Origin of the sequence: Pseudacidovorax sp., assembly GCF_017991995.1 — a bacterium.
Classification (GTDB): Bacteria; Pseudomonadota; Gammaproteobacteria; order Burkholderiales; family Burkholderiaceae_C; genus Xenophilus.
Genome location: NZ_JAGOPN010000016.1, coordinates 61,795 through 76,604 on the forward strand (window position 1 = coordinate 61,795; position 14,810 = coordinate 76,604).

Below are 14,810 nucleotides of genomic sequence, written 5' to 3' on the forward strand. Positions count from 1 at the left end.
GGCCCCGTGCGGTGCCTGTGGTGTGACCGTCCGCCCTAGCGCTGGCGCTGGCGCACCCGAGCCACGGCCGCATCGGTGATCGCCACCGCCTGGCCAAGGTGACTGGTGGCGTCGAACAACCCTGGCGTCTCGGCCAGCAGCGGCGCGAGCGTGGGGTCTGCCAGGGCCGCCTGCTGCAGCGAGCAGCCCCGCGCCTGGGCGGTGCGGGCGAGCTGCTTCATCTTCTCGTGCGCGCTGTGCTTGCCCAGGCGGCCGGCCAGGGCGAAGGTGATGGCTTCGGACAGCACCAGCCCCTGGCTGCGCGCCAGGTTGGCCGCCATGTTCTGTGGCATCACCACCAGCACGTCGAGCAGCCGCTGCAGCATCGCCAGCAGGTCGCCCATGCCGACGCACAGGTCGCGCAGCACCTCGCCATGCTGGGCCGAGTCGCGCTCGTACACGATGCCGATCCAGGCCAGCAGCGGCTGCAGACGACCGCTCACTTCGCGCGCGCGCGACACCACCTCGATGCTCAGCGAGGGGTTGCTCTTGTGCGGCATGGTCGAGGAGCCGACCGCCCCGGTGGCCTCGCGCAGCTCGTCCAGGTCGTCGCCGCACAGCAGGAAGATCTCCTGCCCGATGTGGCCCGCCGTCCCGGCCGCCAGGGCGACGGCGCAGCCGAACTCGGCGAAGCGATCGCGGCTGCCCTTCCAGTCCACGGCCTCGGGCGTGTCCAGGCCCAGCTCGGCCATCACCTCGCGCTCGATGGCGGGGCCGGCATCGCCGAAGGAGGCATAGGTGCCCACGGCCCCGCTCAGGATGCCGGTGCGGTAGCGCGCCAGCCAGCCCTGCAGCCGCTCGATGCTGCGGCCATGCTCGGCCAGCCAGGTCGCCACCTTCATGCCGAAGGTGAAGGGAAGCGCATGGCGCCCCAGCGTGCGGGCCACCATGGGCGTGGCGCGGTGTTCGGCGGCAATGTCGGCCAGGCGCTGCTCGATGCCGCGCATCTGCGACACCAGCCGCGTGCCGGCTGCCTGCAACTGCTGCACCAGCACCGTATTGAACAGGTCGGCGGTGGTGGCGCCGTAGTGCAGCCATTCGCGGCTCTCGGGCGCCAGCTGCGCGCGCCAGGTGTCGAGGATCGCCACCAGCGGATGGCCCACCTCCGCGCGATGCCGGGCCCATTCGTCCTCGGGAAAGAAGGACAGCTGCGCCTTGGCGGCCATGTCCTCGGCCGCGGCCTGCGGGATCAGCCCGCGCCGCGCCTGCACGCGGGCCAGTGCGGCCTCGAAGGCCAGGATGCCGGCCACGCTGGCGCGGGCCGAGAAGATCTGGCGCACCGCGGCGCCTTCGGGCGTGGCACTGGGGTCGTCGGACAGGCAGAGCAAGGCGGTCGTCCTCGGCGTCGTCTTCAGCGGTCGAGCTTCACCGTGGCGGCGAGCTTGCGGTAGCGGGCGTCTTCGCGCGCCATCAGTTCCCCGAACTGCGCCGGCGTGCCCGGTTCGACGCGGTAGCCGAGCTTGGCGAGGCCTTCGCGCACCTCTGGCTTGGCCAGGGTCTGCGTCAGGGCTGCGTTCATGGCCGCGATCACGGCGGCCGGCGTCTTCGCCGGCGCGAGCAGGCCCATCCACGCGTCGGTGGTGAAGCCTTTGATCTCGCGGCCTTCGTTGATGGTGGCGATGTCCTTGGCGCGTTCGTCGCGGTGCAGGCTCATCAGGCCCAGCGACTTGATCTTGCCGTCCTGGATGTAGCCGATGGCCGAGGGCAGGGTGATGACGGCCAGGTCGACCTGGCCGCCCAGCAGGTCGGCATTGAGTGGCGCGGCGCCCTTGTAGGGCACGGTGAGCCAGTCGACCTTGGCCTGGCTGGCCAGCATGGCGGTGGCCACATGCTGCAGTGTGCCCAGGCCGGGCACGCCGACGTTCAGGGTGCCGGGCTTCCGGCGCGCCAGCGCGAGCAACTCATCGATGGTGTTGGCGGGCAGCTTGGGGTTGGCCACCAGCACGAAGGGCGTGACGCCGATCTCGCCGATGGGCGCGAGGTCCTGATGCTTGTAGGGCGTGCCGGCCGTGACGATGGGCGCGAGCACCACCTCGTTGACGGTCCCGGCCAGCAGCGTATAGCCATCGGGCGCGGCGCGCACCACCTTCTGCGCTGCGATGGCGCCCGACGCGCCGGCCACGTTGTCCACCACCACGGTCTGGCCCAGCACCTGGCCCAGGTGCTGGGCGACCAGCCGCGTGACGGTGTCGGTGGCCCCGCCGGCCGGGAAGGGCACGACCAGGCTGATCGGTTTGGCCGGGTAGTTCTGGGCAGCGACCAGGCCGCCGGACAGCGCCAGCGCGGCGCCGAAGGCGGCGCGGGCGAGGAGCGTGCGGCGGTCGAGGCCGGCGTGGGCATGGCGGCGGAAGGTCTGCATGAGGTCGTCTCCGGCGATGTGGGGTGCGGCAGATTCTTGGCGCCGCCTGTCCAGGCAGCAACGCACGACTGGGCCTAAGCTATAGGGCCAACCTATAGCCAAACCCATCCCGACCCATGCCCGCCGCCGATGCCGCCGCCTCCCTCGCCCGCCGTCTGCTGCACTACGCCCGTCCGCGGCAACTGCAACTGGTCGTACGCATGGCCGAGCTGGGGGCGATGCAGAAGGCCGCTGCCGATCTGGGCATGAGCCAGCCCTCGGCCACCGAGGCGCTCAACCGGGTCGAGGCGCTGCTGGACCTCACGCTCTTCGACCGCCACGCGCGCGGCGTGCGCCTCACGCGCGAGGGCGCGCTGCTGCTGCCGGCGTTGCGGCGCGCTCTGGACGCGTTCGACCTGCTGGCCGGCGATGCGGCCCGCATCGCGCACGGCGCCGGCGGCCTGGTGCGACTTGCCGGCATTGCGGCGGCCAGCACGGCCATCGCCGCGCCGGCGCTGCCGGCCCTGTGCGCGGCCCAGCCGGCGCTGTGGCTCGACTACCGTGAGATCGAGGCCGCCGACATTGCCGCCGTGTGCCAGGACCGCACGGCCGACTTGGTGCTGTGCCGGGCCTCGGTGCAGGTGCCGGCGGGCCATGACTTCACGCCGCTGCGCGCGGACCGCATCGGCGTCTACTGCGCGAGCGACCATCCGCTGGCGCGGCGCAGCAGCGTGGACCTGCAACGCTGCGCCAAGGAGACCTGGTTGCTGCCGCCCGAGGGCTCGCCGCCGCACGCGGCCTTCGCGGCGCTGTGCGACACGCTCGGTGCCCCGCCGCCGGTGGCGCGGGTGAGCACGCGCACGCTGGCGCTCGGCGTCGCGCTGGTGTGCGAACTGCGGCTGCTGTACGTGGGGCTGGACAGCCACATGGACCGCTTCGTCGCATCGGGTCGGCTGCACCGGCTGCCCATCGACGTACCGGGGGCGCCGGTGCCCATCGGTTGCCTGCATCCGCAGCAGCCGGCGTCGGAGGCGGCGGCCACCGTGCTGACGCACCTGGTGCGGTGGGCCTCAGGCGGTGAACACAGCGCCAGGCCTGATGCTCAGTAGGGACCGGCCTGCGGGGCGGCGCCCACGCCCGCGCCGCGGCCGAAGTCGGCCGCCAGCTTGCGCGTGGCCTGCACCAGCAGCGTGATGTCCAGGCCCACGGCCACGAAGGTGGCGCCCAGGTCCAGGTAACGGCGTGCCAGCGTGGCATCGCTGGTCAGCGTGCCGGCGGCCTTGCCGCTCGCCACGATGGTGCGGATGGCATCGTCGATGGCCGCCAGCACCTCGGGATGGCCGGCCTTGCCGCGGTGGCCCATCGACGCCGCCAGGTCGGCCGGGCCGATGAAGACGCCGTCCACGCCATCGACGGCGCAGATCGCCTCCAGGTTCTGCAGCGCCGTGCGGGTCTCGGCCTGCACCAGCAGGCAGACCTCGTCGTTGGCCTCGTCCAGGTAGTCGCGCCGCCCGCCCCAGCGCGAGGCCCGGGCCACGGCGGCCCCGACGCCGCGGATGCCTTCGGGTGGATAGCGCGTGGCCGACACCAGCGCCGCGGCCTGCTCGGCCGTGTCCACCATGGGCACCAGCAGCGTCTGCGCGCCGATGTCCAGCAGTTGCTTGATGAGGGCGGTGTCGCCGTTGACGGCCCGCACCACCGGATGGCTGGGGTAGGCCGCCACCGATTGCAGCTGCGGCAGGATGCTGAGCACGTTGTTGGGCGCATGCTCGCCGTCGATCAGCAGCCAGTCGAAACCGGCCGTGGCGCAGGCCTCGGCCGCGTAGGCATCGGCCATCGACAGCCAGAGGCCGACCTGGGCCTGGCGCGCGGCCAGGGCGTTCTTGAAGGGATTGCTCATGGCGAAGTCTTTCGTTCTCTCGTCTCGTTCAGTCCAGCTGTCCCTGGCAGACGTACTTGATGTGCAGGTAGTCGTCGAGCCCGTGCACCGAGCCCTCGCGGCCGTAGCCCGATTCCTTGACACCCCCGAAAGGCGCGGCCTCGGCCGCCAGGGCGCCTTCGTTGATGCCGACGATACCCGTCTCCAGCGCGTCGGCCACGCGCCAGATGCGCCGCACGTCCTGGCTGTAGAAGTAGGCGGCCAGGCCGAAGGGCGTGTCGTTGGCGGCGGCGATGACCTCGGCCTCGTCGTCGAAACGGGTCAGCGGTACCACCGGGCCGAAGGTCTCCTCGCAACTGCAGGCCATCTGCGCGGTGGCGCCGGTGAGCACGGTGGGCGCGAAGTAGTGCGGGCCCAGCGCGTCCAGCCGCCGGCCTCCGACGAGCACGGTCGCGCCCTGGGCGACGGCGTCCTGCACATGGCGCTCGATCTTCTCGACCGCGCGGGCATTGATCATGGGACCGATCTGCGAGGCGGGATCGCTGGCCGGGCCGACCTTGAGCGCGCCGACCCGCTGGGCCAGCTTGCGCGCGAAGGCATCGTGCACCGCGCCGTGCACGAACACGCGGTTGGGGCAGACGCAGGTCTGGCCGCCGTTGCGGAACTTGGCCGCCATCAGGCCCTCGACGGCCGCGTCCAGGTCGGCGTCCTCGAAGACGATGAAGGGCGCATTGCCGCCCAGCTCCAGCGACAGCTTCTTGAGCGTGTCGGCGCTGCGCCGCGCCAAGTGCTTGCCCACCGGTGTGGAGCCGGTGAAGGTGATCTTGCGCACCCGCGGATCGTCCAGCCAGGCATCCACCACCGCAGGCGTGCGCTCGCGCGAGGCGGTGACGATGTTGAGCACGCCGGGCGGCACGCCGGCCTCGTGGGCCAGCAGCACCAGGGCCAGCGAGGTGAGCGGCGTGTCCTCGGCGGGCTTGCACACCACAGTGCAGCCGGCGGCCAGGGCGGGCGCGATCTTGCGGGCGATCATGGCGGCCGGGAAGTTCCAGGGCGTGATGGCGGCCACCACGCCCACCGGTTCGCGCAGCGCGAACATGCGCCGGCCCGGCATGGGCGCGGGGATCACCTCGCCGTTCATGCGTGTGGCCTGCTCGGCGAACCATTCGATGTAGCTGGCCGCGTAGGCCACCTCGCCCTTGCCTTCGGCCAGCGGCTTGCCCTGCTCGCGGCTGATGAGGCGGCCCAGGTCTTCCTGATGCGCCATCACCAGGTCGTTCCAGCGCTTGAGGATGGCTGCGCGCTGACGCGCCGGCACCTTGCGCCAGGCGCCGAAGGCCGCCTGGGCCGCATCGACCGCGGCACGGGCCTGGGCCGGCCCGGAATCCGGCACCTGCGCGATGCGCTCGCCGGTCGCGGGGTCGGTCACGGGCAGCCAGTCCTCGACGTCGTCGCGCCAGTGGCCATCGATGAAATTGGCGGTGCGCACCAGCTCGGCGCGCGAAAGGGTCAGGGACATGGGGCGAGGCTCAAAAATGTGGCGAGTGGAAGGCGTCAGGGTTGCATGGGGCGCCCGAAGGCCGCGGAGCGGCATGGGGGGATGTCAACTCACGATCCCGAGGTGCCAGGGGACGAATTCGTGGTCGCCCAGGCCCAGCGCCTCGCTCTTGGTCTTCTCGCCGCTGGCATGCCGCAGGATCTGCCCGAAGATGCGCTCGCCCATCTGCGCCACGTCCAGCTCGCCGTCGAGCACCAGGCCGCAGTTGATGTCCATGTCCTCTTCCAGCCGGCTGTACATGGCCGTATTGCTGGCCAGCTTGATGGTGGGCGCGGGCTTGCTGCCGAACATGGAGCCGCGGCCGGTGGTGAAGCAGATCAGGTTGGCGCCGCTGGCGATCTGCCCCGTGGTGGCCACCGGGTCGTAGCCGGGCGAGTCCATGAAGACGAAGCCGTGTTCGGTGATCGGCTCGGCGTACTCGTACACCGCCCGCAGCGGCGTGGTGCCGCCCTTCATGGCCGAGCCGAGCGACTTCTCGAAGATGTTGGCCAGGCCGCCGGCCTGGTTGCCCGGGCCCACCACGCCGTTGAACTGGCCGTTGTGGCCGCGGGTGTAGCGCTCCCACCAGGCGAGGCGGTCCAGCAGCTTCTGGCCCACGGTCGGGCTGATGGCACGGTGGGTGAGCATGTATTCGACGCCGTGGATCTCCGGCGTCTCCGACAGGATGGCCGTGCCGCCGTGGCGCACCAGGATGTCCATCGCCGCGCCGAGGGCCGGGTTGGCCGTGATGCCCGAGAAGCCGTCCGACCCCCCGCACTCCAGCCCGATCTTGAGGTGGCTGGCCGGCACCGGCACGCGGTGCACGTCGTTGGCCGCGGGCAGCATCGCTTCCACCGCGCGGATGCCGGCCTCGATGGTGGCGCGGGTGCCGCCCACCTCCTGCATCACGAAGGTCTTCAGGCGCTCGCCGGCGGCCAGGCCCTGCGAGGCGACCAGATCGTCCACCTGATTGCGTTCGCAGCCCAGCCCGACGATCAGCACCGCGGCCAGGTTGGGATGATTGGCATAGCCGGCAATCGTGCGACGCAGCACATCGAAATGCTCACTGGGCGAGGACATGCCGCAGCCGCTGGTCTGCGCGAAGGCCACCACCCCGTCGACGTTCGGATAGGCCGCCAGGCGCTCGGGCGTGAAATGCGCCGCCACACGCTGGATCACCGTGGCCGAGCAGTTGACCGAGGAGATCAGCCCCACGAAGTTGCGGGTGGCCACCCGCCCGTCGGGCCGCACGATGCCCATGAAGCGGGCGCGCTCGGCCTCGGGCAGATAGTCCACCGGCCGCACATCCTGGCCGAAGCCCGGGTCGCGGTCGAAGTCGATGAGCACGATGTTGTGCGAATGCACATGCTCGCCGGCCTCGATGTCGCGCGCGGCGGCGCCGATGACGGTGTCGTACTTGCGCACCGGCTCGCCGGCAGCGATGCGGCGTGCCGCGATCTTGTGGCCCGCCGGCACCTGGGCACGAAGGCACAGCCCCAGCTCCGGCAGCGGCTGGCCCAGCGCCAGGGGCGCGCGGGCGATGAGCACGTTGTCGTTGGCGTGCAGGCGGATCAGGGTGGCGGCGTCGGGCATCGTCGTGGGGCGGGGCGGTTGTGTCGGTCACCCTGGCGGGGCGACCTGCAGGGGTTCAGCTCTTGAGGAGCGCCTTGAGGTTCAGGCGCTCGATGAGCACCTTCTCCTTGTCCACGGTGGCGGCGACGTACTTCTGGTAGTCGGGCGCATCCAGGTACATGAGCGGCGCATCGATGCGGGCGCAGGCTGCGGTGAACTCGGGGCTGGCGGCGGCGGCCTTGAAGGCGCTGCGCAGCCGCGCCAGCACGGGCGCCGGCACGCCGGCGGGGGCGCCGATGCCGTTGGGCGCGTCGACCACCACGTCGTAGCCGGCATCGCGCAGCGTGGGCGTGTCCTTGAACTCGGCCGAGCGCTGCTCGCCCCAGGTGGACAGCAGCCGCAGTTGCCCGGCGCGCACCTGCGGCGCCCAGGAGCTGGAATCGGCCAGCATGTCCACATGACCGCCCATCAGCGCGGCCAGCGCATCGGCACCGCCCTTGAAGGGAATGGCGTTGAACTTCGCGCCGGCCGCCATTGCGAATTCCTCCATGCCCACATGGGTGGCACCGCCGAAGCCGGCCGTGCCGTAGGTGACCAGGCCCGGCCGGGCCTTGGCGTCGGCCACCAGGTCCTTGAGCGTCTTCCAGGGTGCGTTGCTGCGCACCGCGATGCCGAAGGTCTGGCCCGACACGCGGGCGATGTAGCTCAGGTCCTTCAGCGGGTCCACCTGCACCATGCCGAGCTGCGAGAAGCGCGTGACCGAGATCGGGATCTGGCCGATGGTGTAGCCGTCGGGTCTGGCCGAGGCCAGGGCCTTGAGGCCGATCATGCCGGAGGCGCCGGTCTTGTTCTCCACGGCGATGGCCTGGCCCAGCTCGCGCGAGGCGGCGGTGCACAGCGCGCGCATGGTCACGTCGGCGGTGCCGCCGGCCGGCCAGGGGCACAGGAACATGATGGCGCGCTCGGGGTAGTCGGCGGCATGGGCGCTCTGCAGCGCGGGCAGGGCGGTGGCGGCGGCCGTGCCCAGGCTGCCCAGCACGAAATGGCGGCGGGTGGTGTTCATCGCGGTGTCTCCGTTCTTTTGGGGTGCGCCGGATTCTGGGCGGCCGGGCCATGAGAAGCCAATGAAGAAGCGGACTGGCTTCATGCCGTTCTGGTTATGCTCATCGGCATGGCCGACATCGACCGCGTGCTGCGCTCCAACCTCAAGCTCCGGCATCTTCAGCTGCTGGTGGCGCTCGATGAATTCCGGCACCTGGGCCGGGCTGCCGAGTTCCTGTCGGTCACGCAGCCGGCGGTCTCCAAGGTGCTCGCCGAGATCGAGCGCATGTTCGAGCTGCAGCTGTTCACCCGGTCCACGCGTGGCACCGAGCCTACGGCCTACGGTGCCACCGTGGTGCGCTTTGCCCGCTCGGTGCTGGCCGACTACCAGCGCACCCGCGAGGAGATTGCCGCCGTGGCCAGCGGCGGCGCCGGCCGCGTAAGCGTGGGCGCCATGGTGGTGGCCATGCCCGGCCTGCTGGTCGATGCCGTGCGGCTGCTCAAGCAGCGCAGCGCGCTCACCGCCGTGCTGGTGGAGGAGGGCGACCTCACCCGCCTGCTGCCGCGCCTGCGCGTGGGCGAACTGGACCTGATCGTCGGCCGGCTGGAGCCGGGCTATGCCTCGCCCGACCTGGAGACCGAGGCCCTGTACACCGAGCGCATGTGCATCGTGGTGCACCGCGACCACGCCTTCGCCGCGCGTCGACGCAAGCCAAGCTGGGCCGAGCTGGCGGGCCAGCCCTGGGTCATGCCGCCGCCCTGGGCCTCGTCGCGCATCAAGCTCAACCAGCAGTTCTACCGCCACCAGCTGGTGCCGCCGGCCGATGTGGTCGAGACGGCGTCGTTCCTCGCCACCTTTGCCTTCGTGCGCGATCTGCGGGCGGTCGGGTTCGTGGCCGAAACGGTGGCCCGGCGCTTCGAGGCCGAGGGCTTCCATGCCATCGCGCTGCCGGTGCCCATCGAGCTGCCGCCGGTCGGCGTCATCACCCTGCGCGGACGGCGCAGGCCACCGGCCGCGGTGCAGCTGCTCGAGTGCCTGCGCGCGGCGACAGTGCGCCACGGCCTACCCTGAGCGCGCCGTGTCCTGGCTAGCATCAGCCGGACGAAGACCTGAGGAGGCGCCCTTGACCAGCACCCACCACGACACCGACCTCGGCATGACCGAAGCAGGACGCCTGCGCGCCCTGGCCGAACTCCAGATCATGGACACGCCGCCCGAAGCGGCCTTCGACGACCTGGCCTGGCTAGCCGCCTCGATCTGCGAGGTGCCTGTCGCGCTTGTCACGCTGGTCGACGCACAGCGCCAATGGTTCAAGGCCCGGTGCGGTCTGGAGATCGAGGGCACCCCGCGCAGCCAGGCCGTATGCAGCCATGCCATCGAACGCTCCGAGCTGCTGGAGATCCCCGACATGCGGGCCGACCGCCGGTTCGCGCACTACGGCCTGGTGGTGGGTCCGCCGCACCTGCGCTTCTACGCCGGCATGCCCATGATCGGCCCGGCCGGCTGGCGCTACGGGACGCTGTGTGTCATGGACCGTCAGCCGCGCAGGCTCGACGAGCGGCAGCAGGAAGCGCTGCGGCGCCTGGCGGCACGGGCGGCCGACCTGCTCGAAAGCCGCCGCCTGCGCATCCTGGGTGAGAGCCGCGCCGCCGCCATCGCCGAACTGCTGGAGGCGCTGCCCGACGGCGTGGTGACCTGCGATGGCAGCGGCACGCTGCAGGAGTTCAACAAGACGGCGCGCGATTGGCACGGCGTCGATCCCCGTGCGTTGCCGCCAGCGCAGTGGCCGGCCTACTTCGGCCTGTGCGAGGCCGACGGCCGCACCCTGCTGGCGCCCGAGCGGGTGCCGCTCGCCCGGGCCTATGCGGGCGAGAAGGTGCGGGGCCAGGCCATCGTGATCCGCACACCGGGCATGGAGCCGCGCACCGTGAGCTGCAATGCGAGCCCGCTGCGCGCGCCCGACGGCCACAGCCTGGGGGCGGTGTGCACCATGCACGACATCACCACCCAGGCGCATGAATCCCGCCAGATGGAGGTGTTGGCCATGACCGATGCGCTCACCGGCCTGCCCAACCGCATGGCTTGGTTCGCCGAGCTGGAACGGGCCCTGGCGCGCGCCCGGCGTGCGGGCGTCGCGGCGGTGGTGGCCTTCATCGACCTGAACGGCTTCAAGGACATCAACGATGCCCATGGCCACGCGGTGGGTGACGCGGTGCTGCGCGAATGTGCGCACCGCCTGCAGAGCGCATGCCGCCAGGGCGACTACATCGCGCGGCTGGCGGGCGATGAGTTCGTGCTCTTCCTGGACCACGCCAATCCGGCAGCGGTGGACCTGGCCGCGATGGCGCAGCGCATCCAGGCAGCCCTGGGTGCGCCCTTGCATATTGCCGGGCGGGTGCTGGCCGTCGGCTGCAGCATCGGCTTCGCCACCGCCACTGCCGACCAGGCGAGTGCGGAACACCTGCTGCACCAGGCCGACGCCGCCATGTATCGGGCCAAGCGCGACAAGTCAGTGCCTTTCGTGGTGGTCGACGCCGCGCAGCCCTGAGCCGGCCGGGCGACCACGCCGGTGCTGCAGCCAGCCGTCGACCGACCAGCGGCCGCCGCCATGCACCAGCAGGTACAGCAGCAGCCCCGCCCACGACAGGTGCGTCGGCCAGGCGGACGGGTAGACGAAGAGCTGGATCACCAGCGTCATGCCCAGCAGCCCCAGCGTCGGCAGGCGGGTGAACAGGCCCATCACCAGCAGCAGGGGCAGCACATGCTCGGCTGTGGCGGCCATCTGCGCGGCCAGCTCGGGCGGCAGCAGCGGCAGCCGGTATTCCGTGCGGAACAGCTCGTAGGCGCTGTCGTTGATGTGGAACCAGCCGTCGACCTTGGTGCGGCCGGACTGCCAGAAGATCGCCGCGACGGCCACGCGGTCGATCAGCGCGAGGGCGTCGTGCCAGGCGGCGCGTCGGCCGAAGGCGGCGAGGCGCTCGCCCAGGGTGGTGGGAGGAAGGGGCACAGCGATCGGGTTCATGGTTCGGTCGTCCAGGTGAGGTCGAGACACAGCGCCTGCCAGCCCAGCAACTGGCCGATGAGCGGGGCGATGGCGCAGCCGGGTTCCGCATCCAGGGCGAGGGCGGTGGCTTCGACCAGCGGCTGTCGCCGGGCACAGGCGTCGAGGAAGGCACAGCCGCCGCGGCCCAGCGCATGCCACTCGACCGTGTCACCCGGCCGCACGAGCAGTGCGCCGTCGGGCTGCCAGGGCAGCTGCGCCAGGGCCGCTTCGTCCGTCCCGGCCCGTGCGGCCTGCCAGATCGCGAAGGCCGGCGTGTCGGCATGCCAGGTCCAGCGAGCCGAAGGCAGCGGCTGCAAGCGCAGGGCGCCCAGGGCCGAGGGCGCCAGTCGCGCGAGGACGGCGGCATCCACCGCCTGCGCGTCGGATGCCTGGTGGGCGTCCAGCCACAGCCGGTCGAGCCGGCACACCGCGCCCAGCCAGGGCAGGCCGGCGGTGGACGGCAGCCCGGCCAGGAAGTCGGGCAGGCCGTCGCCGTAGCGCATCAGGCTGGCCTCGGTGGGCAATTCGTGCTGCAGGTATTCGGCGGCGGCGCTGCGCAGCCAGTCCTCGCCCACCAGCCGTGCCGTGGCTGGATGGTTGGCGATGAGCGCGTCGATGCAGGCACGGCGGAAGCCATTGCGGTAGACGGCCAGGCCGGGTTGGGCTGCCAGCGGGCCTTCGGCGTGGGGCGCGAGCAGGGCGGCGTGCAACAGGTGCTCGAAGTCCTCGGCGGCGTCGCCGGCGCAGCCCGTCCTGGCACGAGACGCTTCGTCGTCGCCAGCCTTGCGGACCCGCGCAACGACGGCAGGCCGGGCGCTCACGCCAGGGCCTCCTGCCTGGACGCTTCATCCAGGCACTGCTGCGCCTGGGTGCGCTCGGCCATCAGGTCGGCGAAGGCGGGCACGTCGCCGTCGCGCTCCAGCAGTACGGGCCGTGGTCCGTGCCGGCGCAGAAAGTGCCGGAGCAGGGCCCACACTTCGGGCGCCACGGCGCGGTCGTGGGTGTCCACGAGCAGGGCATCGCCATGCACCGGGTCGGGCGAATGGCCGGCGATGTGCAGCTCCATCACCGCCTCGGCCGGAAAGCCGTCGATGTAGGCCTGCGCGTCCTGGCCCAGGTTGCGGCAGGACACGTGCACGTTGTTCACGTCCAGCAGCAGGCCGCAGCCGGTGCGGGCGACCAACTCGGCCAGGAAGTCGATCTCGGTCCAGGCATGGCCTTGCAGGCGAAGGTAGTGCGACGGGTTCTCGATGGCCAGGCGGCGGCCCAACGTCTGCTGCGCCTGGTCCACACGCTCGGCCAGGCGGGCCAGGGCGGCGTCGGTACGCAGCACGGGCAGCAGGTCGGGCAGGTAGCGGCCGCCCGCGCGCGACCAGGCCAGGTGCTCGGAGACCAAAACCGGCTGCAGCCGGTCCACCAGCGCGCGCAGGCGCCGCAGGTGGGCTTCGTCGAGCGGCTCGGTGCCGCCCAGCGACATCGCCACGCCGTGCAGCGACAGCGGATGCCGCGCGCCGATGCGCTCCAGCCAGGCCAGGCGCGGGCCGCCGTCGACCATGTAGTTCTCGGGATGCACCTCGAACCACAGGCCTTCGGCATCGGCGGGGAGCGCCTCGTCGAAATGCTGCGGCTTGAGGCCCAGGCCCGCGCCGGGTTGCGATGGCGGTTGCGGCATGGCGATGCGGCCTGGCGATCAGGACTTCATCGGCGTCAGCGAGCCCATGCCCTTGGGCGTCTTCATGCTGGTGCAGGTGCCGGCCGGCACGTTCTTCCAGGCGTTGGCCTGGTAGTCGACCTTGGAGGTGCCGGCGCAGGTGGTGCCGGGGCCGGCGGCGCAGTCGTTCTTGCCGGCCAGGGCGACGCCGTAGCACTTCTCCATCTTGGCCATGCTGTCGGCGGGCTTGCTGTCCTGCGCATGGGCGATGCCACCGGCCAGGGCGGCGAGCAGGAAGGCGGTGGAGGCGAGGGGGCGGGTCGAGGTCATGGTGAAGGCTCCTGATGAAAAGGTTGAAGGTCGGAATCGGCACCGCCATCGCGGCGACCGTCTGCTAGTTCCGTCCCGGCGCGGCGGCCGTTACGCGGCGGCACAATCGCCGACGAAAAAATAAAAGCGCCGCGCCTGTAACCCGCAGGCCCGCCGAGGCGAATGGAAAGAGGCCTGTCCGAATGAGTACCGCCGAAGCCCATCTGCGCATGCTGTTCCTTCGGGGACTCGATGGCGATGCAGCCGCCTACCGCCAGTTCCTGTCCGAGCTGGCGGCGCACCTGCGCGCCTTTCTGCGGCGGCGCCTGTTCGGCTGGCCCGACGACGTCGAGGACCTGGTCCAGGAGTGCCTTCTTGCCATGCACAACCAGCGACACACCTACCTGCGCGACCATCCGGTGACGGCCTGGGCGCATGCCATCGCCCGCCACAAGCTGATCGATCACCTGCGCCAGAAGTCCTCGCGCGAGGCCTTGCACGAGCCGCTGGACGACGCGCTCGAACTGGTGGCCGACTCGGACACCGACGCGCAGGAGGCGCGCCGCGACCTGCTGGTGCTGCTGGAGACGCTGCCCGACCGCCACCGCCTGCCCATCGTGCACACCAAGCTGCAGGGCCTGTCGGTGGCCGAGACGGCGCAGCTGACCGGCATGTCCGAATCGGCCGTGAAGGTGGGCGTGCACCGCGGCCTCAAGGCCCTGGCCGCCCGGCTCGGCATCGACAAGGAGGCGGCCGCATGAAGACCGATGACCTGGTGACCCTGCTGGCGCAGGACGCGGCGCCGGTGCCTGCGGGCGCCAACGCGCGCCGCCTGTGGCTGGCACTCGCCTGCAGCCTGCCGCTGTCGCTGCTGATCATGCAGGCAGGCTACGGCATGCGCGGCGACCTGTGGCGCGTGATGGTGCTGCCCATGCTGTGGGTCAAGCTGGCCGTGTCGCTGTGCGTGGCGGCGGCCGGGCTGCTGATGGTGCGGCGCCTGGCCAGCCCGGGCGTGGGGCCGGGCCGCGCCGGCTGGCTGGCCGTGGTGGCGGTCGGCCTGCTGTGGGCGCTGGCCGTGTGGCGCTGGATCGACATGCCGCAGACCGTGCGCATGCCGGCCCTGATGGGCCAGACCTGGCGCACCTGCGTGGTCAATATCGGCCTGATCGGGCTGCCCGTGTTCGTGGCCGCCTTCTGGATGCTGCGCGGCATGGCCGCCACGCGGCCGCGCCGCGCGGGGGCCGCGGCCGGCCTGCTGGCCGGCGGCGCGGGCGCCACGGTGTATGCGCTGCACTGCCCCGAGCTGACGGCGCCCTTCCTGGCCACCTGGTACGTGCTCGGGATGCTGCTGCCGGTGGCTGCCGGCGCCGTGCTGGGGCCGCGGCTGCTGCGCTGGTGAG

Annotated in this window: 15 protein-coding genes; 5 read left to right on the forward strand and 10 right to left on the reverse strand. The window is 71.7% G+C overall.

The window, feature by feature from the left end; all coding sequences use genetic code 11:
• Nucleotides 1–35 precede the first annotated feature (35 nt).
• Nucleotides 36–1,367 carry a lyase family protein gene (locus KBC94_RS20355; RefSeq protein ID WP_294374308.1) on the reverse strand — a complete coding sequence of 444 codons (1,332 nt, stop codon included), beginning with the start codon at nucleotides 1,365–1,367 and terminating at the stop codon, nucleotides 36–38.
• A 23-nt stretch (nucleotides 1,368–1,390) separates the two neighbouring features.
• Nucleotides 1,391–2,398, reverse strand: coding sequence for a tripartite tricarboxylate transporter substrate binding protein (locus tag KBC94_RS20360; RefSeq protein ID WP_294374311.1), 1,008 nt, complete (start codon nucleotides 2,396–2,398; stop codon nucleotides 1,391–1,393).
• Between the two features lie 116 nt (nucleotides 2,399–2,514).
• Here KBC94_RS20360 and KBC94_RS20365 point away from each other — a divergent pair, with 116 nt between their 5' ends.
• Nucleotides 2,515–3,486 carry a LysR family transcriptional regulator gene (locus tag KBC94_RS20365; protein WP_294374313.1) on the forward strand — a complete coding sequence of 324 codons (972 nt, stop codon included), beginning with the start codon at nucleotides 2,515–2,517 and terminating at the stop codon, nucleotides 3,484–3,486.
• On the opposite strand, the gene hpaI is transcribed toward KBC94_RS20365, so the two are convergent.
• The 4 genes from hpaI to KBC94_RS20385 all read right to left on the reverse strand — a co-directional run bounded on the left by hpaI (nucleotide 3,480) and on the right by KBC94_RS20385 (nucleotide 8,428).
• Nucleotides 3,480–4,277: a 4-hydroxy-2-oxoheptanedioate aldolase gene (gene hpaI, locus KBC94_RS20370; RefSeq protein ID WP_294374315.1), complete on the reverse strand. Its 798-nt coding sequence runs from the start codon at nucleotides 4,275–4,277 to the stop codon at nucleotides 3,480–3,482. The genes KBC94_RS20365 and hpaI overlap by 7 nt on opposite strands.
• Before the next feature lie 28 nt (nucleotides 4,278–4,305).
• Nucleotides 4,306–5,775 (reverse strand): NAD-dependent succinate-semialdehyde dehydrogenase, encoded by a 1,470-nt coding sequence (locus tag KBC94_RS20375; protein ID WP_294374316.1) that lies wholly within the window; start codon nucleotides 5,773–5,775, stop codon nucleotides 4,306–4,308.
• An 84-nt stretch (nucleotides 5,776–5,859) separates the two neighbouring features.
• Nucleotides 5,860–7,386 (reverse strand): UxaA family hydrolase, encoded by a 1,527-nt coding sequence (locus KBC94_RS20380; RefSeq protein ID WP_294374320.1) that lies wholly within the window; start codon nucleotides 7,384–7,386, stop codon nucleotides 5,860–5,862.
• Between the two features lie 55 nt (nucleotides 7,387–7,441).
• Nucleotides 7,442–8,428 (reverse strand): tripartite tricarboxylate transporter substrate binding protein, encoded by a 987-nt coding sequence (locus KBC94_RS20385; protein WP_294374323.1) that lies wholly within the window; start codon nucleotides 8,426–8,428, stop codon nucleotides 7,442–7,444.
• 108 nt (nucleotides 8,429–8,536) lie between these two features.
• Here KBC94_RS20385 and KBC94_RS20390 point away from each other — a divergent pair, with 108 nt between their 5' ends.
• Nucleotides 8,537–9,478, forward strand: a complete 942-nt coding sequence (locus KBC94_RS20390; protein WP_294374326.1) for a LysR substrate-binding domain-containing protein — start codon at nucleotides 8,537–8,539, stop codon at nucleotides 9,476–9,478.
• A gap of 52 nt (nucleotides 9,479–9,530) precedes the next feature.
• Nucleotides 9,531–10,955, forward strand: coding sequence for a diguanylate cyclase (locus tag KBC94_RS20395; RefSeq protein ID WP_294374328.1), 1,425 nt, complete (start codon nucleotides 9,531–9,533; stop codon nucleotides 10,953–10,955).
• Here KBC94_RS20395 and KBC94_RS20400 read toward each other — a convergent pair.
• Genes KBC94_RS20400 through KBC94_RS20415 form a run of 4 tightly spaced genes read right to left on the reverse strand, consistent with a single transcriptional unit; the run spans nucleotide 10,917 to nucleotide 13,431 of the window.
• Complete coding sequence (locus KBC94_RS20400) at nucleotides 10,917–11,429, reverse strand: DoxX family protein (protein ID WP_294374331.1); 513 nt, start codon at nucleotides 11,427–11,429, stop codon at nucleotides 10,917–10,919. The genes KBC94_RS20395 and KBC94_RS20400 overlap by 39 nt on opposite strands.
• Nucleotides 11,426–12,271 (reverse strand): DNA-binding domain-containing protein, encoded by an 846-nt coding sequence (locus tag KBC94_RS20405; RefSeq protein WP_294374335.1) that lies wholly within the window; start codon nucleotides 12,269–12,271, stop codon nucleotides 11,426–11,428. The genes KBC94_RS20400 and KBC94_RS20405 overlap by 4 nt, the downstream gene beginning before the upstream one ends.
• Nucleotides 12,268–13,122, reverse strand: coding sequence for a DUF692 domain-containing protein (locus KBC94_RS20410; RefSeq protein WP_294374339.1), 855 nt, complete (start codon nucleotides 13,120–13,122; stop codon nucleotides 12,268–12,270). Before KBC94_RS20410 ends, KBC94_RS20405 begins: the two co-directional genes overlap by 4 nt.
• Nucleotides 13,123–13,140: 18 nt before the next feature.
• Nucleotides 13,141–13,431: a DUF2282 domain-containing protein gene (locus KBC94_RS20415; RefSeq protein WP_294374340.1), complete on the reverse strand. Its 291-nt coding sequence runs from the start codon at nucleotides 13,429–13,431 to the stop codon at nucleotides 13,141–13,143.
• Nucleotides 13,432–13,613: 182 nt separating this feature from the next.
• On the opposite strand from KBC94_RS20415, the gene KBC94_RS20420 reads away from it, so the two are divergent.
• Nucleotides 13,614–14,171: a sigma-70 family RNA polymerase sigma factor gene (locus KBC94_RS20420; protein ID WP_294374343.1), complete on the forward strand. Its 558-nt coding sequence runs from the start codon at nucleotides 13,614–13,616 to the stop codon at nucleotides 14,169–14,171.
• Nucleotides 14,168–14,809, forward strand: a complete 642-nt coding sequence (locus tag KBC94_RS20425) for a DUF1109 domain-containing protein (RefSeq protein ID WP_294374346.1) — start codon at nucleotides 14,168–14,170, stop codon at nucleotides 14,807–14,809. Before KBC94_RS20420 ends, KBC94_RS20425 begins: the two co-directional genes overlap by 4 nt.
• Nucleotide 14,810: the final 1 nt, after the last annotated feature.